This window comes from Arthrobacter sp. Soc17.1.1.1 (assembly GCF_036867195.1).
Lineage (GTDB): Bacteria > Actinomycetota > Actinomycetes > Actinomycetales > Micrococcaceae > Arthrobacter_D.
In genome coordinates this window covers 63,961-80,942 of the sequence record NZ_JBAJII010000004.1, presented here as the reverse complement: position 1 = coordinate 80,942, position 16,982 = coordinate 63,961, and the positions used below count along the sequence as shown (strand labels likewise).

Annotated in this window: 13 protein-coding genes and 2 pseudogenes; 3 read left to right on the top strand and 12 right to left on the bottom strand. The window is 62.9% G+C overall.

What is annotated here, in order from left to right:
* Positions 1-125: 125 nt before the first annotated feature.
* Positions 126-2,279, bottom strand: a complete 2,154-nt coding sequence (locus V6S67_RS19560) for an alpha-galactosidase (protein WP_334212000.1) — start codon at positions 2,277-2,279, stop codon at positions 126-128.
* 26 nt (positions 2,280-2,305) lie between these two features.
* Positions 2,306-3,127: pseudogene (locus V6S67_RS19555) on the bottom strand (amylosucrase); the annotation flags it as partial.
* 53 nt (positions 3,128-3,180) lie between these two features.
* On the opposite strand from V6S67_RS19555, the gene V6S67_RS20070 reads away from it, so the two are divergent.
* Positions 3,181-3,441, top strand: coding sequence for a hypothetical protein (locus tag V6S67_RS20070; RefSeq protein ID WP_442884953.1), 261 nt, complete (start codon positions 3,181-3,183; stop codon positions 3,439-3,441).
* Positions 3,442-3,636: 195 nt separating this feature from the next.
* Here the strand turns inward: V6S67_RS20070 and V6S67_RS19550 are convergent, their stop codons facing one another.
* The 5 genes from V6S67_RS19550 to V6S67_RS19530 all read right to left on the bottom strand — a co-directional run bounded on the left by V6S67_RS19550 (position 3,637) and on the right by V6S67_RS19530 (position 7,810).
* Complete coding sequence (locus V6S67_RS19550) at positions 3,637-3,792, bottom strand: hypothetical protein (RefSeq protein ID WP_334211999.1); 156 nt, start codon at positions 3,790-3,792, stop codon at positions 3,637-3,639.
* Positions 3,793-3,853: 61 nt separating this feature from the next.
* Positions 3,854-4,414 (bottom strand): LacI family DNA-binding transcriptional regulator, encoded by a 561-nt coding sequence (locus V6S67_RS19545; protein WP_334211998.1) that lies wholly within the window; start codon positions 4,412-4,414, stop codon positions 3,854-3,856.
* A gap of 55 nt (positions 4,415-4,469) precedes the next feature.
* Positions 4,470-5,417 (bottom strand): carbohydrate ABC transporter permease, encoded by a 948-nt coding sequence (locus V6S67_RS19540; protein WP_334211997.1) that lies wholly within the window; start codon positions 5,415-5,417, stop codon positions 4,470-4,472.
* Positions 5,414-6,382 carry a carbohydrate ABC transporter permease gene (locus tag V6S67_RS19535; protein ID WP_334211996.1) on the bottom strand — a complete coding sequence of 323 codons (969 nt, stop codon included), beginning with the start codon at positions 6,380-6,382 and terminating at the stop codon, positions 5,414-5,416. The genes V6S67_RS19540 and V6S67_RS19535 overlap by 4 nt, the downstream gene beginning before the upstream one ends.
* A gap of 111 nt (positions 6,383-6,493) precedes the next feature.
* A complete protein-coding gene (locus V6S67_RS19530; protein ID WP_334211995.1) occupies positions 6,494-7,810 on the bottom strand; it encodes an ABC transporter substrate-binding protein in 1,317 nt (438 codons plus the stop codon).
* A gap of 92 nt (positions 7,811-7,902) precedes the next feature.
* On the opposite strand from V6S67_RS19530, the gene V6S67_RS19525 reads away from it, so the two are divergent.
* Entirely contained in the window at positions 7,903-9,183 is a 1,281-nt protein-coding gene (locus V6S67_RS19525; RefSeq protein ID WP_334212020.1) for a glycoside hydrolase family 32 protein, read from the top strand.
* On the opposite strand, the gene V6S67_RS19520 is transcribed toward V6S67_RS19525, so the two are convergent.
* A complete protein-coding gene (locus V6S67_RS19520; RefSeq protein ID WP_334211994.1) occupies positions 9,169-10,230 on the bottom strand; it encodes a LacI family DNA-binding transcriptional regulator in 1,062 nt (353 codons plus the stop codon). The two genes, V6S67_RS19525 and V6S67_RS19520, sit on opposite strands and share 15 nt — an antisense overlap.
* Before the next feature lie 325 nt (positions 10,231-10,555).
* A complete protein-coding gene (locus tag V6S67_RS19515) occupies positions 10,556-11,806 on the bottom strand; it encodes an IS256 family transposase (RefSeq protein ID WP_334211993.1) in 1,251 nt (416 codons plus the stop codon).
* Positions 11,807-12,015: 209 nt separating this feature from the next.
* Between V6S67_RS19515 and V6S67_RS19510 the strand changes: the two genes are divergently transcribed.
* Entirely contained in the window at positions 12,016-12,675 is a 660-nt protein-coding gene (locus V6S67_RS19510; RefSeq protein ID WP_334211992.1) for an ANTAR domain-containing protein, read from the top strand.
* Between the two features lie 834 nt (positions 12,676-13,509).
* On the opposite strand, the pseudogene V6S67_RS19505 reads toward V6S67_RS19510, so the two are convergent.
* The 3 genes and pseudogenes from V6S67_RS19505 to V6S67_RS19495 all read right to left on the bottom strand — a co-directional run.
* A pseudogene (locus V6S67_RS19505) lies at positions 13,510-14,794 on the bottom strand (IS256 family transposase); the annotation flags it as partial.
* A gap of 59 nt (positions 14,795-14,853) precedes the next feature.
* Positions 14,854-15,354, bottom strand: coding sequence for a hypothetical protein (locus tag V6S67_RS19500; RefSeq protein WP_334211991.1), 501 nt, complete (start codon positions 15,352-15,354; stop codon positions 14,854-14,856).
* Between the two features lie 1,167 nt (positions 15,355-16,521).
* A complete protein-coding gene (locus V6S67_RS19495; RefSeq protein ID WP_334211990.1) occupies positions 16,522-16,920 on the bottom strand; it encodes a hypothetical protein in 399 nt (132 codons plus the stop codon).
* Positions 16,921-16,982 lie beyond the last annotated feature (62 nt).

Sequence of the window (16,982 nt, the reverse complement as noted above, 5' to 3'; positions counted from 1 at the left end):
ATAGAACACTCAGCAGCAGAAGCAAGAGTGTGAACTTTCGTCAAAATGGCGGGGTTATTCACGGTTGATTGGCGGGGCTCGGAGTCGCTACGGCGCTTGGTTGTCGATCGCAAGCCCACCGCCACTTAGACACTCCCACCGGCTGTATGGAACTCGATCAGGATGGACTGCTCCGGGAACAGGACAGGTGCCTGGATGCCGACGTGGGAGAGGGTGCGTCCGGTAAGTTCCAGGGGGTTTCCTGTCAGAGACGCTTCTGCCCAGGCGAGGGGTGACTGGCCGTTGCCGGGCAGGGATGTGTAGGGGCTGGAGAGTCGCACCGCGTAGGCGCGGTGTGGGTCGAGGCCCGGGAAGGTGAGTTTTCCTGGTGGGTAGGACGCGCTGGAGGCGGTGAGGGAGTAGGCGAAGAGGGCAGCGGACTTGTCGGACGCGACGGTTCCGCGGAGATCCATTGCCGGGTCGGGCAGGTCCGCGTGGACGACGTGTCCGGTGTGGAGGATGTCCCGCCATTGAAGGTGAAGGTCGATCCACTCCTTGAGGTGCTCGGTCTCGGTGGCGGTGAGCTTCGAGATGTCCCATTCGATGCCGTAGTGGCCGAAGATCGCGGTCGCGGCCCGGAAGGGCAGGGTGTGGGTGCGTCCGGTGGAGTGGGAGGTGGGTCCGCTGATGTGCATTCCCATGAGTTCGGGCGGTAGGAGGATCCCGGTGTACTTCTGGATGGTCAGGCGCTCGATCGGATCGATGCAGTCACTGGTCCAGATACGGTCGGTGTGCTGGAGCACGCCGAGGTCCACGCGGGCTCCACCGGAGGCGCAGCTTTCGATCTCCAGTCCGGGGTGCCGGTCCTTGAGGGTGCGCATCAGGCGGTAGAGGGCCTGGACGTTGCTGTGGACGACGGGGCGCCCGGTGCTCGCGTCGGCTGAGTCGAGCAGGTCCCGGTTGTGGTCCCACTTGATGTAGGCGATGTCATGGGCGCTGAGGATGGAGTCAATGCACTCCAGGATGTAGTTGTACGCCTCGGGAATGGCCAGGTTCAGGACGTGCTGCTGCCGGCCCGATATCGGGAGCCTGCCTTCGGCCTGAATGATCCATTCGGGATGGGCCTCTGCGAGTTTGGAGTCGAGGTTGATCATCTCTGGTTCGAACCAGAGCCCGAACTCCATGCCGAGGCCGCGCACGTGGTCGATCAGCGGGGACAAACCGTCGGGCCAGACATCGGGGTCGACGAACCAGTCGCCCAGGCTCGAAGTGTCATCGCGACGGCCATCGAACCAGCCGTCATCGAGGACAAACCGCTCTACGCCCAAGGCAGCGGCCGTATCCGCGAGACGGGTCAGACGTCCCAGGTCGTGGTCGAAGTACACGGCCTCCCACGTATTGAGGGTGACAGGTCGGGGTCTGACGGGGTGAACCGGGCGCGCCCGGACCTCCTCATGGAAGCGGGCGGACAGCTCGTTGAGCCCATTGCCCCACGAGGCCAGCATCTCGGGGGCAGCATAGGTTTCACCGGGGGCAAGGATTATTTCTTCCGGGAGGAGCAGTTCACCGGCGCTGAGGAAGGCCTGACCGGTCGGAGTCTTCTCGGCGCTGAGTTGATGATTTCCACTCCAGGCCAGGTGCACGGCGTGCACCAGACCTGTCTCGAATCCGAAGGACCGAGTGCCGGCAGCCAGCACCACGGTGGCATCGGCGCCGGGCCTGCCACGCCGGCTTTCCCTCCGGTGGCTCCCTTGGGTGAGCGCATAGCGTTGCGGGCTCCGCTCACGCAGATGACGCCCGGTTGTGTCCAGGACCTCGACCGCTGAATCCGGCAGGGGAACAACGGCCAGCAAGGACCGCACCTCGTAGTCGGACTCACCGGTGTTCGTCACCGACAGCTGCTGGCGCAGAACACCAGCGGCGGTGAGGCTGATCGACCCGCTAGCGCGAAGACCGGCGACCTCATCATCGGCCGTGAACGCTACGCGCTGACCCCCATCTACGTCCGTCTGTTCAATCGAGGTGAGGCGGAACGCGGGAAAGATATGTGTGCCCTGGCGGTGGCCAGTGAAGCCTGGAGTTCCCTGCCAGCCGAACGCTTCCTGCGGCATGACGGACAGTCGAGCCGGGACATCGAGCCCCCCGGAAACATGCTGTGGCACCAGTGATGCCACCAATGCTGAAAGGTGCTGCTCACTCAGAGCCCCCAGGGACGGTCCCCAGTGCAGGATGGCCGGGACCCCGGGTGCAGATGCGTCGATGACGACGCTCGTGTCCGCCACGGACAAATGGAAGGTCATTACTGATTCTTTCTCGAGACGAAACATTAGATTCGGTACCAGCGGACGCCGTGGGGTTCGAGGGTTATGCCCGTGCTCAGGAATGCCTGCTGCCCACCGATAAGTTCCTGTGCTGTGCCCGGCAGGCCCGAGAGTGTCTCGGCGCTGATGTGCTGCGGGGTGTCCGCGAAGTTCGCGAGGACGACGACGGTCGGTTCTGGTTCTCCCAGCGCGTCGGGCGGGCCGGGGCGCTGGTAGCCGAGGACGTGGGCGTTGTTCGTATGGAAGGGGAGTAGCTGTTCGCCGGCGAGTTCCGGCGTGCACTTCCGGACGTCGATGAGGTGGCGGAGCCGCGGAAAGATGGCTCCGGCGTCCGTCGCAGCGTCCTGCCGGGTCGCGTAGCGCTCCGCGGGGTAGGTGGGCCGGCCGACCCACCGGCTGTCCTCCGCCTTAGCCGGATCATCCAGGTAGCCGTAGTCGTTGAGTTGGCCCACTTCGTCGCCGAGGTAGAGCAGCGGGATGCCGCCGGTGCTGGGGATGATTGAGTGGGCGGGCAGGATCCGGGCGACGGCGGCACGGCACTCAACGGGGTCGCCCGCCTCCAGTCCGGCTTCGAGTCCGGCGAGGGATGCCGTGGTGCCCGAAACGCGGCAGTCCCCGGTGCGGGGGTTGTCCTGGAACGGGAGGCCGCGCGCGAAGTTGTCGGGGAACCGGTCGACGTAGAACGCGTTGAGGAAGCGGCGGTGGTCGTGGCCGTTGATGCCGAGCTCGGCGGCATCTTCGTCGGAGAACGTCCAGCCGATGTCGTCATGGCTGCGCACGTAGTTGACCCAGGCCGTGCCCTCCGGGATCTCGTGCCGGCGCTCAAGACCGCATACCCGCCGTCGGAGTTCTCCTCGGGCGCCCGGAACAGCGGCATGAGGTGCAGGTAGGTGAGGCCGAGCTCGCGGAAGTAGGGGATCCGCGCCCGGAGGCCGACGAGATCCCCGGCGTAGAGATCCACGTGGCAGACGCCGCCGAGCATCCGGTGGGAGGAGAACCAGTCCGGTGCCATGGCACGGGATGCGTCGAGAGCCTTGAGGCCCGCGGGCCGGTCCTGCCAGGATGCCGCGGCGTCGAGCGCCACCTGCAGCGGCTCGCCGTCCGCCCCGGGGCCGTAGATGCGGTGGAACAGCGCCTGTAGCCGGGGGAACTCGGTGTCGAAAGCGTGCCTGGAAGGACTGCCAGTTGGCGTCCGACGTCGTCGGGTGGCGCATCGAAGAAAGCTCGGCCCGAATGTGATCTTTGGTCAGGATGTGAGAAGTGAAGGGCACAGTCTTCCAGGGTGTGGTTGGAGGTCCAATCGTGAGGACCTGGGGGCAACGACAGCGAAGCTGAATTACGGGATGAAGGGGTCTGCGATGGTTGCGATGCCGTGCTGGATGCAGGCCAGTGCGACGCGTAGCGCGTGATCGACGACGACGGGTTCGTCATGCAGGACTTGCCCGCAGTGCGGGCAGGTTTGTGGCTCGTCGCTGGCCTCTTGCGTTGACATCGAGACTCGCCTTTCTACTGTGAGGGCGTACCTGTCGGGCTGAGTTAGATCGGTCAGCTGGTTAGAGCACCGGCTTGGGGTCTCGCTGGATCGCCTGCAGGAGGCGTTCGGCGCTCTGCCTACCCATTCGAGCCGCATGGAGGCTGAGGGTTCCCCGGTTCTCGGTGGGGTTAGATTGCGCGAGATAGCCAGTTATGCGGCGGGGATCAAGAAATATGAGCGGAACCTTTTCTACCAGTGGCTCTGGTGGTACGAGGACCTCCTCTGCGGCGAAGATGATGCCGTCCACGCGGCGTTCAATGAAACTGTTCAGGGTTCTTAGGTTGGACGAGGGGTCATTGCCGGACTCTCCGACCAGGACCGCATAATTATGGTTGGCTGCTATGCGGACGACGACACCTAGTACCGTGGAGGCCGGAAAGCCCTGAAATGGGAGGGCGACACCGATCATCATCGTCCGTCCGCCTGCGAGAGACCCTGCGACTCGGTTGTGGTGGTAGCCCACGCTGGTAAGGGCTGCTTCAACCCTGTGCTTTGTGGAGACGCTCACGCCCCCTGTTCCGTTGAGCACACGGGATACCGTGGCACCCGACACTCCAGCGACGGCGGCCACGTCATCCATCGTTGCCATAGTTCCCCTGCCTGCTTTGGTGGTAGTTCTGCGGGCCCCGTCGGAGCTACTTCACACTGCCCGCGGTGAGTCCGCGTACGAAGAAGCGCTGCAGTCCGAAGAAGATGAGTAGGGGCACCACGAGAGTGATGAAGGATCCGGCGGCGACGCGCTGCCAGCCCTGTCCGTATTGTCCGAGCAGCGTGTAAAGGCCTTGGGTCATCACGGCATTGGGTCCGCTCTGGATGAAGATGTACGCGACGAGGAAGTCGTTCCAGACCCAGAGGAACTGAAAAATTGCGAAGGATGCCAGGGCGGGGACGGACATAGGGACGATAAGCCTCCAAAAAATCTGGAAGTGGCTTGCGCCGTCAATTTTAGCTGCCTCGATGAGGGAGTTAGGCAGTGTCTGCATGTAATTGCGGAGCATGTAGATGGCCAGAGGCATCGCGAACGTCGCGTGGACGATCCACGCGGCCGGATACTGGCCGATGATCTGGATACCGGTGGTCTCCCCGAACCAGACGAACAGTTGAAGGACGGGGATGATGGCCAGTTGGACCGGGACGACCATCAGACCAAGGACGATACCGAAGTAGATTTCCTTGCCGCGGAACTGAAAGAACGTGAAGGCGTAGGCGGCCATAGCCGCGATCATGACCGGCAGGACGGTCGCGGGAACGGTGACGGCGACCGAGTTCCAGAAGGTGGTGCCAACGTCCAGGGAAGCCCACGCGTCCACGAAGTTCTGCCCGGTCCAACCCTGTCCGAAGGGGTCAACGAAGACCGTCCACCAGCCGGTGGCATCGACTCCGGCCTTGGTGCGGAAACTCGTGATGAGCAAGCCGATCAGGGGGAAGAGCCACGCCAGGGCGATGACGCCCATGATCACGGTGGTGAGGACGTGAGGTTTTTGGGCTTCGCCGGCGGCGTTGACGCGTCGTTTTTTCCGGTGGATATTGACCGTCCTGGGGCGGTGGTCTGAATCCACCACGGGGGTTGGGATAACTGTCACCGGAGTTCCTCCTGCGCTTTATAGCTGCGGACCTGGTAAACGATGAGGGGCACGACAGCGATCATCAAGATAATGACCACGGCGGCTGCCTTGCCGGGATTCTGGAAGCTGAACAGCTGGGAGTAGAAATCCACGGCGAGGACACTGGTGTTGTACTGGCCTCCGGTCATCGCGTAGATGATGTCGAAGATCTTCATGACGAAAATGACCACCGTGACGAAGACCGCGAGGATCGTGCCGCGAATCTGCGGAACAATGACCAGGAAGAAGGCCCGCCGCTCGCTCGCGCCGTCGAGCCGTGCGGCCTCGATGGTTTCCTCCGGGACGGCCTTAATGGCCGCGGAGAGGAGCACCATCGCGAAGCCGACCTGCAGCCATATGGCGATGCACATGATGAGGAAACTGTTGAGGCGTCCGGAGTCCAAGGTCAGCCACGGGACGGGGTCCTGGCCGGTGACACCCGTCCAAAGGGCGTTGAGCAGATAAATCTGCGGGTTTCCCGGCGGCGCATAGAAGTAGATGAAGCGCCACGTCACGGCCGCTGCGACACCGCTGATGGCCATGGGCAGGAAGATCATGGACTTGAAGGCCGTTTCCCGGCGCTTACCCAATTTGTCCGTGAGAATCGCCACGGTGAGGCCGATGATGACGCTCACGGCCGGTACGACAAGTACCCAGAGGAGGTTGTTGAGCAGAACCCCGAGGAAACCGGGGTCCGTCACCAGCTCGCTGTAGTTTTGAAGGCCGACGAAAGTGTCGCCCTCACCGCGCCGCTGACTGGTCTGCGTGAAACTCTGCACGACCGTCCGCAGGGCCGGGTAAAGGAGGAAGATCGACACAAGCACGAAGACCGGGGCGAGGAAAACATAGGGCAGCAGCCGGGTCTTCCACCGGTTGTTGGTCCTCTCAACGAGCCAGTTCAGGCTCCAGAAGATCAGCAAGGAGACCCCGAGTCCGAGGATCACGGAGATGAGTGCACTGAAAATAGGCATCGCGTACCACCTGACGTCGTTGTGAGGATATGCCGGGAGACGGCCGGGGATGCGAACAAACCCCGGCCGCCGGTCCGACGCTGATTACCGGTCGGGCCAGGATGCGTCGATGGCCTTGAAGGCTTCCTCCATGGTGGTCTGGCCCGAGAACCAGTTCGTGAGTTGCGTCCACTCGGTGCCTGCGCCTACTTCGCCTGGCATCTGGTCGGAAGCATCGAAGCCGAAGACCGTGGACTCGGACAGAAGCTCCTGTGCCTTCTTCTGGAACTCCGTGGTGTAGTTCGAGGCGTCGAAATCGTTGTGGGGGGAGAGGAAGATCGCCTGGCTGGCATATCCATTGGTCCCGAAGTCCTTGCTCACGAGGTATTCGAGGACCTGCTTGGTCTCATCGGAGTTGGTGAACGCTCCGACGAGATCACCGCCGCCGAGCATCGCCACGTCGGTTCCCTCGGGCGAGGGGAGCTGGAAGAAGTCGATGTTCGACAGGTCGCCAGCCTGGATCTGAGCCTTGATGTCATCGGGGAAGAAGTCCGAGATGAACGACCCCTGACGCATCATGAAACACTGACCGTTGTCCTTGCCTTCGGCGAAGAGCTGGTTGCCGGCGGTCTGGAACGACGTGGTTGCGGCCGCAGCACCGCCACCGTTGACCTTGCCGTCTTCCAGCAGCTGGCTGGCGACCTTGTCGCCTGCTTGCTTGACGAGATCACTGTCGAAGGTCACATCCCCGGCAATCCAGGCGTTGTACTGCTCGAGCCCGCCGTATCGCAGGACGTACTCCTCGAGCCAATCGGTTGCCGGCCACCCGGTTGCTGCGCCGGATTCCAGACCCACACACCAGGGGGTGCCAAGATCCTGCTCAATAATGGTTTGCTGCAACTCCGTGAGCTCGGCGTCCGTCGTCGGCACAGTGAGTCCTGCCGCCTCGAACGCGCTCGGGTTGTACCAGACCAGTGACTTCACATTGATCGAATATGGAAGCGCATACGTCTGACCGTCTACTTGCGCGATCGTGCCCAGACCGTTGGCTTCATCGGCCGTGATGGCTTCCACGTCAATGCCCAGTTCCTCCAGCGGGTACAGGTTCGAGGTCTGGCTTTTCAGCACACCGGGCTGAGGGTAGATGGCGATGTCCGGCGGGTTCCCGGCGGTAGCACGGGACACGACTGCCGTCTGAAAGTCGGTGTTGCCGTCGTAGGTAACCTCAATACCGGACGTTTCTGACCACTTGTCGAGGTCCGCCTGGAAAGCTTCTGCTTGGGCGTCGGTGAAAGCACCGAGGATGGTGATCGGCTCTCCACTGCTCTCGCCTCCCTCTCCGGTGTTGCTGCCGCTGCAGCCGGTGAGAGCGAGAGCCAACGCGAAGGTTACTGTGCTGGCGATCTTGCTTTGAAGCCTCATCGCTTCGTCCTTTCCGTGACGAGTATTATCGACCAAAACGTTTTGATGATGATCGACAGTAACCAGTGTCACACCCGCTCGCAAAACAGATCATGTTTCAGCTTCATAACGATTGGATACCGATGGAACCCTCACCAGCGACAGCGCGGCCGCAATTCCACTTCACCTCCCAGGGGTGGATCAACGATCCTCACGGGATCACCTACGCCAACGGGCGATACCATCACTTCTTCCAGCACGTACCCAGTGCTACGACATGGGGGCTGGGGTGCTACTGGGGTCATGCCAGTGGCACTGACCTGTTCTCCCTCGAGGAGATGGAACCCGCTCTCGTTCCCGGAGAAGGAGACGACGGGGTGTGGTCGGGTTCGCTCATCGTCGATGATGCAGGAACACCAACCATCTTCTACACATCGGTTACCGCCGAGAACCCGGCGCTGGGAACGGTGCGCACAGCAACACCAGTCAACGATGACTGGATCGAGTGGAAAAAGGGCGCTATCGTGGCTCGCCCTGCGGGGGACAAAAACTTGATCGCCTACCGTGATCCCGCCTTCATCCGGACCACTGAGGGATGGCAGATGATCGTCGGTGCTGCCTTTGATGACGGAACGGCCGGCGCTCTGGGCTATTTCTCCGCCGACGGGGTGGACTGGCGCCCTGAAGGAATCGTGCTCAGTCGTCCCGTGAGCGAACGGGAGCCGGTCCGGAGCGGGGGCATGTGGGAGTGCCCGCAAATCCTTGAGGTTAACGGACAGCACGCACTCATCGTTTCGGTATGGGAGGACAACGTCCTCTTCGACGTCGTCTACGCGCTCGGTACCTTCATCGACGGGATCTTCACCGCCAGCACGTGGCGCCGGCTCAGTCACGGCCCATCCCCTTACGCCGCAACAGTCTTTCAGGACGCCAAGGGGTCCTCCTGCATGATGTTCTGGCTCCGTGAGATAACAGGCCCCGGATGGGCGGGAGCACACTCAATTCCATACCGCATATCAATCCAGGACGATACCCTAGTGCTGACACCGCATCCCGACCTCGACGCTTACCGGGTCCCCGCCGGAGAGCAGCTCGGACCGGCGGGCTCGGCGTGCGACATCGTGTGGCCCGCGGCCTCGGGCAACTCCTTTGCGATTCGGCAGGACTGCGGGCCTGTCCTGGCCTTGGAGCGCACTGCAGCGGAACTCGTGGTGCGCATCAGGGATGAGGTGTACAGCTTTCCCTGGGCAGGCGACATCCGTGTCATCATCGACGGCCCCGTGGTCGAGATAGCCTCTTGGGCCGGAGTGTTCGCCGCTCCGATGACAGCACTGGAAGGTCCTTGGACCATTGCCGGGGCAGCCGTCGCCGTTCACCGGCTAGCGCGAAATTAGGTCCCCCATGCGCGGAGCGGCAACTGACTTCCGGGTCACCAGGTAGCCCGGAAGTCGAGTGTCCAGCGGCCCATCTGGTTTCTTGGATTCCATTTCATCCAGTGCCGCGGTCACGGCCCATCGCCCCATCGCATAATGCGGCAGGGCAACAGTCGTTAGCCCCGGCAGGAGCGCGTTCGCGACCGGTTCGAAATTATCGACCGAGACCACTGACAAATCGGCGGGAATGTTCACCCCTAGCCGGATGGCGGCCTGATACACGCCCATGGCCATCGGGTCATTGAAACAGAACACGGCGGTAGTGTCTCGGGCGCCGGCCTCCATCATCTGAGCGAAAGCGATGCGACCCGCCTCGGCGGTTCCGGAATCACCTCCGGTGAACGTTCTGCCCTGCAACCCTGCACCCCGCATCACCGCTTCGTAACCCCTGGCCCGCCCACTAGTGCCAGGACCCGCCACGGTGAGTGTGAAATGGACGATAGACCTGTGGCCGGCAGCAAGCAGAGTCTCCGTGGCTAACCGACCAATCTGCTCCTCATCGGGAACCACGGAGCGGACCTTTCCCCGCGGATCGGTAATATCAACTAAGGCCGACGGAACCCGGGTGAGTTCTTGTGGGAGTTCGGTTGAGTCCTCATGGAACATGCGCGCGTAAACGATGGCATCGATCTGTGCCGCCAGCAGCGCCGATAACTGCTTGGACTCGGTGTCACTATCACGGTTCGAATTGACCACGACCAACAGTTGCCCGCGCTCCGACGCTGCGTCCTGTGCGCCCAGGACCACGCCAGTCGCGAACGGCGTGGTAGCAATGTCATCAGAAACCAAACCAACGATCTGCGAACGCCTGCTTTTCAACCCACTAGCCATACGATTCGGCGCATACCCGAGCTCATCGGCAACCCGTCGGACACGCTCCCTCGTAGCCTCTGCAACCTGGCCTCGACCACTCAAAGCATGCGAGACCGTGGTGATGGATACAGACGCGGCGCGCGCGACATCCTCGATACCGACAGGCTTCAGACCAGCTCCATCGAACGTCATCATTATCTCCCTCAGTACACGCAGTTCCGATCGAAGCGTAAACCAAAACCTTTTGTGCCCACTGTGACACACAGGACGGGACCCAGCATTTTTCGCACGGACGAGTCGTCCAGCGGTAATCAAAGACTTTTGGTTTCTCCACTTCGACGGTCGCTCAGTCGTTGACCGAGCGCACTGCTCGTGCGGGTGATCCCACAACATCCGTGTTACCCGGCACGGCCTTTGTCACGACAGCAGCGGCTGCCACGACGGCGTTGCCTCCGATCGGCACACCCGAAAGGAAGTCAAGCCCCTGGGAGTGGTGTAGCGCTGCGTGACCCTTCAGGGGTTAGGCGGTGAGTGCGGGGCGGGTCTCCTTGTCGGTGGTCGTGTCGTCGGTGTCGGTGACGAGGGTGAGGCGGCTCTTGGCGAGGATGTCGAGTCCGAGGTAGCGGCGTCCTTCAGCCCATTCGTCGGTCTGCTCGGCGAGGACCGCCCCGACGAGGCGAATGATCGCGTCCCGGTTGGGGAAGATCCCGACGCTATCGGTACGACGGCGGATTTCACGGTTCAACCGCTCGTTGGGGTTGTTCGACCAGACCTGCTGCCAGAGTCCTTCAGGGAATCCAGTGAACGCGAGGATGTCCGCGCGGGCTGCGTCGAGGTGCTCATGGGCGTCGGGAAGTTTCTCCTCGACGTAATCCAGGAGCCGGTCGAACTGGGCGTGCACGGCGGCGGCATCGGGCTGGTCATAGACCGAATGGAGCATTGCTTTCACAGCCGGCCACATGGTCTTCGGTGTCACACTCATCAGATTTGCGGCGTAGTGGGTGCGGCACCGCTGCCAGGACGCCCTGGGTAGGTTCGCTGCGATTGCTCCGACCAGTCCCTGGTGGGCGTCGGAGGTGATGAGGCGGACGCCGGTCAGTCCGCGGGCGACGAGGTCGGCGAAGAACGTGTTCCAGGCGGGCCCTGTCTCGGACGTGGCGACGCGCAGGCCGAGGACTTCCCGACGCCCGTCGGCGTTGACGCCGGTCGCGATCATGACGACCGCGTTGATGACCCTGCCGCCTTCGCGGACCTTCATGGTCAGGGCGTCGGCGGCGACGAAGGTGAACGGGCCTGCCTCGCCCAGGGGTCGGTGGCGGAACTCGTTGACGTGGTCATCGAGCTCGGCCGCCATGCGGGAGACCTGCGACTTCGAGAGCGAGTTGATGCCGAGAGTTCTCACGAGCTTGTCCATGCGTCGTGTGCTGACGCCGGCGAGATAGCAGTCAGCGACGACCGTGATCAGCGCGGACTCGGCCCGCTTACGGCGCTCGAGCAGCCAGTCGGGGAAGTAGGTGCCGGAGCGCAGCTTCGGGATCGCGGCGTCGATCGTTCCGACCCGGGTATCCAGGTCGCGGTGCCGGTAGCCGTTGCGCTGGGTGAGCCGGTCAGGGCTGGACTTGCCCCATTCAGCGCCGGCCACGGCATCGGCGTCAGCCGAGAGTAGCGCGTTGATCATGCTCTGCAGCAGCGAACGCATCAGATCCGGCGACGCGTCGCTCAGGGCTTCAGCAAGCACACCGGCAGGGTCGACAATATGGGGAGCGGTCATCGTGTGTCCTTCTTCGAGTTCGGTTGTGAGAGATCACTCGAAGGATCACGCGGTGGCCGCGCCCATGTCGATCACCATGACGAACCGGGCAACCGCGCTACACCACTATCAGGGACTCAACTCCCGAGTCGCTTGGTTGCTATGATTCGTGATGGACGGGGTTAGGCAGCCAGCGCCGTATCCGCACGCAACGGATGGGTGCACCGCGCATGCCGACGCCTCCTCAGAAGGCTAAGACCAGGACCCCTGGTGATCTTGTTCCAACCAGATTGTTCGATGACTCTCCGACCGGGACGTTCGAGTACTTTTTCGACACCGACACGTTCTACTGGTCTGATGAGATGTTCGCTCTCCACGGCTACGAGCCAGGCCAGGTCGCTCCCTCCCTCGAGCTCGGGCTGAGTCATTTCCCGCCCGAGATACGGGATCAGGCGGCCGCGTACTGGCAGGAAGTCCGGACGCACGGTGGGCCCCTGTCGACTTACCTCACCCTGAACGACGCGCATCGAACCGAGCACAAGGTGCTGATCGTGGGAGACCAGATCCGACACGAGGATGCGGTGGTCGGAGTCTGGGGAATCATGATCGATGTGTCCCGCTCCGTCCGCGTCGACTCCGCTCAACAAGCCAGGGACGCTGTGGCAGCATCAGCCCGTGAGCGCGGCGTCATTGAACAAGCCAAGGGCATCCTGATGGGACAGGCCGGCATCACAGCCGATCAGGCCTTTCACCTGATCAGCCAGCACAGCCAGGACACCAACCGGAAGGTCACCGTCATCGCCAGGGGCCTCGTTGCGCGGGCATCCGAGATCGCAGACGTCAAGGATCACGCCCTCGCCACAGCCCGGACCATCCTTGAAGCCACCTGAGCCGCTTAGGTTGCGATCAGGCAGGGAATCGCGTCGCAGCGGCACGCGCAGGTATTGCTTTGGACTGCTATCTCCGTAGTGCCGTCCGGGATAGGGCTTGTGTCTCGGACCTGAGGTTTCCTCGAACTACCGTGTTCCTCGGCGGATACCTGGTGCCCCAGCCCCGAGTGGCGTCCGCTCCGGCCGGACTATCCCTGTCGCTGGGATACCCGTCGGTGCATTCCGGTAGGTCCTGCTGTAGGGATACACCGGCCGCATAGCGGGAGGAGGGATTATCAGGGAGCCTGGCACTCAAGCAGCAGGGTCCTGATTCGGTCCTTGACTGCGAGGTTCACTGTCTCATGTTGCATAAGCTGCGGGTCATACCCCGCCTCACCGCCCAATCCGGAACCGCGGAGTTACGCATTGTTGGCTTTTTCACGACGAGCGGCAGCTTCGCGTTGCGAGCACTCATCCGCCGGGCGACCTCGATCAGCGGAGTGCGCACCGTCCTGGTCGACCTGACGATGGCACGGCGCGTTGACCAGGCCGCCGTGCGGGTACTGAATCAGTATCTGCACCCGTCGAATTATCGAAGCGGTCAACACCCCTTTATCGAGGTTCGTATCCTCATGCCAGCATTCTTGCCGGGGACCCCCGGTGAGCCCGGTTCCGTCGAGGACCACCACACCCACAGACCCTAAGCCATGCCTGCACCCACCTCATCGTCATGGTGTTCGTGAGGTGAACGACTGCTTCTGTCGCCGTCCACCCCGGTAGGACAACCTTTCGCCCCTCTACGTTCCCGGGACTGTCCGATAAACGGTGTGTGGGTCCGGCGGTTTTCATCAGTGAGTGGTGCTCTCGAACCGGCCTGCGAAGGGGAAAAGCGAACGCGTTGAGCGCTGGTTTCCACTTGATCACCCAGCGTGCTCTGCCGCCGCCGGTCGGGTCAAGAGACCGGGTCACGAGATACAGGCACTTCAGCGCAGCGGTCTCGTTCGGGAAGTGTCCGCGGGCCCTGACCGCTCGGCGGTAGCGGGCGTTGATCGACTCGATCGCGTTCGTCGTGCAGATGACCCGGCGGATCTCCACGTCGTATTCGAGGAAGGGCACGAACTCGGCCCAGGAGGACTCCCAGAGCTTCACGATCGCCGGATACCGTTCGCCCCACTCGGCGGTGAACTCCGTGAACCGGTCCTTCGCCGCTGCTTCACTCGGTGCCGTATAGACAGGTTTGAGCGCCTTGACGATCCCGTCGCGGTGTTGCCGGCCGGCATACCGGAAGCTGTTGCGGATCAGGTGCACGATGCACTGCTGCACCACGGTCCGCTCCCAGGTGGTCGTGATCGCCTCGGGCAGGCCCTTGAGCCCGTCGCAGACGGCGATGAGCACGTCTTCGACGCCGCGGTTCTTCAGCTCGGAGAAGACCTGCAGCCAGAACCTCGCCCCTTCACCTCCGTCGCCGGCCCAGATCCCCAGGATGTCGCGTTCCCCGTTCGTCGTCACGCCCGAGACGGGCGTAGAACGGGGTGTTGCGGACCTGCCCGTCCCTGACCTTGACCACGATCGCATCGACGAACAGGACCGGGTAGAGCGGATCCAACGGCCGAGAAGCCCACTCTGCAAGCTCCCCGGCGACCTTCTCCGCAATCCGGCTGATCGTGTCGTTGGAGACTTTCGCCCCGTAGACCTCCTCGAAATGCGCGGCGATCTCCCCGGTCGTCAGTCCGCGGGCGGACAGGGAAAGCACAATCTGATCGATCCCGTCCAGGCGTCGTTTCCGTTTGGGCACGATCACCGGCTCAAACGAACCATCCCGATCCCTCGGCACCTCGATCTCGACCGGGCCGATCTCCGTCAGCACGGTCTTCAATCGGGTGCCGTTACGCATGCTCGCCGCGATCGGTGTCTGCCCGTGCTCATGCCCGAGATGCTCGGTCAGCTCGGCGTCCAGAGCGGTTTCCAGGACGTTCTTCGTGAGCTGGTTCAACAGGCCGCCGGGCCCGACCAGGCTTACGCCCTGCTCCTTGCCTGGGCGAGCAGCCGCTCGGCAAGATCCAACAGAAACGATGATCTCTCCCGTCACAGGATCGATCGTCGCTTCTGTTGCTTCGGTCGTGAAGTCGTTCACGGCCATCTCCTCTTGGATCAGGCCGGGCCCTCACACACCGTTTTTCTTACAGTCCCTGAACGACTTCACGACCGTTTTTCTTCAGTCCCGGGTCGCCGTAGTGGTGTCGGCACTGCCGGTGGTGCCGGTGATGGGGGTAGCGAGGGTTTTTTGCGTTTGCGGGTGGTCAGCAGGGTCGGGGCTGTGGTCCGGGCTGGGGCGTGGTTCAGGGTTCGTAGTGAACGCAGCATCCTGTAGGCCCGGGTGAACTGTATGGCTTCGCTGGCCAGGTCTTTCATCAGTGCCCGTGATGCGGGCGCGGAAAACGGCCACCCACTGAGCTGCTCCACGATGTGGGCTGTGCAGTGGTGGAGTTGGGCTGCCCCGACCATCGCAGCGCTGGTATGCAGGCTCAGCAGGGCGACTTCCATCTGCACGAGGTCCTGGGTCATGAGGGCGTCGTGGATCCTTTGCAGACGGCTTGATAGCAGCGCGTCGAACCTGTCCAGGACGCTCAAGGCCTCGCGCGTGGAGCGCAGATCCGCGGCCAGGGCTTGAACGACGGCCACATCCAGGACAGGGATCATAGGCCCATCATGCGACCCACTGGGCCTTCTTCACGGCATTGATCGGCTGAAACTATGACGAGGCGAAACCAAATCAGAGTTGCGAAAACTGTGGACTTGACGGTGTTTCTGGGCTGACGCGCCGCGCGGCCCGGGACGTTTCCGAGTTCTGCAGGTTCCCGAGGTCTCCGCGCGTCGTAGGTTATAGGTCGTGCCAGCAAAAGGAGGTGGAAGCTTCTACTGGCACGACAGCTTCCAGTAGAACATCGACCGGGCCAAGTGGGCTAGAGCATGCCGGGCAGGAGTCAGCGGCTGCTCTTTCGGCGAAGAGATTTCTTGTGAAGTGCAGGTACGAGGCAGGCTGCTAGCCCGCCGGGCTCGCCCTGGTGCGGGTACCTGAGATTATCCGGGCGGCACGGGTTCCTGCGGTTGTGTCGGTAGGACGGGTTCTGTTGATGAGCTGGGCGGGAGGGGTTCTGTCGGTGGGCTGGGTCGTGTGCGCTGTCGTGCGGTGGGCTGCGCCGGGGTGTCTGCTGTCGGGGCGGGGTTGGGGGTTTGCCGTGAACGCATCCTTCGGTAGGCGCGGGTGAACTGCACGGCTTCTTTCCCCAGATCCTTCATGATGGCTCGTGATGCGATCGCGGAGAACGGCCACCGGCTGAGTTCCTCCACGATGCGGGCTGTGCAGTGGTGGAGTTGGGCTGCCCCGACCATCGCAGCGCTCGTATGCAGGCCCAGCAGGGCGACTGTCATCTGCTCGAGATCCTGGGTCATGAGGGCATCATGGATTCTTTGCAGACGGCTCGAGAGCAGGGCGTCGAATCTGTCCAGGAAGTTCAACGCCTCGCGAGAAGACCGCAGATCTGCGGCCAGAGCGTAGACGACGGCCGTATCCAGGACAGGGATCATCGGCCCATCATGCAACCCACCCATCTTGCTTGGCGACCCCGACCGGCTGAAACCGAGACGCGGCTGAACGTGCCCGCGTGCCCACCTGCCCTCCCGGCTGCCCGCCCGCTGGCGCCGGTCTGCCTGCCCGTCGGTCTGCCTGCCCGCCTGCCTGACTGCCGGTCTGCCTGCCCGCCTGCCTGACTGCCTGCCCGCCTGGTCGCCTGTCTGCTGTGATTGGTGGTGGTGGATCGTGTTGGTGATGCGCTGTAGCCGGGTCGCGGGGGTTATGCGAGGGTGTCAGCCGGCGTTGGGCGGGTCGAGCAGTCTTGGGTGGGAGCAGAGCGCGGCGTAGGCATGGGTGAACAGTGCCGCCTCGCGGTTGAGGTCCTGCAAGGCGTTGGGGTCGGCGGCCAGAGGCATCGCGTGCACGAGGGAGGTTGCGGGGTCGATCCCGGACAGGGCCAGCGCGGTGAGCTCGTACAGGCGCAGGGCACCGACCGTGGATGCGTGCGTGTGCAGGCTTGTCAGGGCGGTGGTAATCCGGTCAGGGCTCCATGAATAAACTGCGTCATGGATCGCGCGGACCCGGGAGGGTAGATCCGCCTGGAATCTGCCGAGCACCTCAAGGGCGTCGCATGATGAGTTGAGGTCGATGGCCAGCGCAGAGACGACACCGAGATCCAGGACGGGGAGCATGAGCTCATCCTTGCCCGATGTCACTGAGCATTGCAGGGCACTTCGCCCCCTCTCGGAGGCCA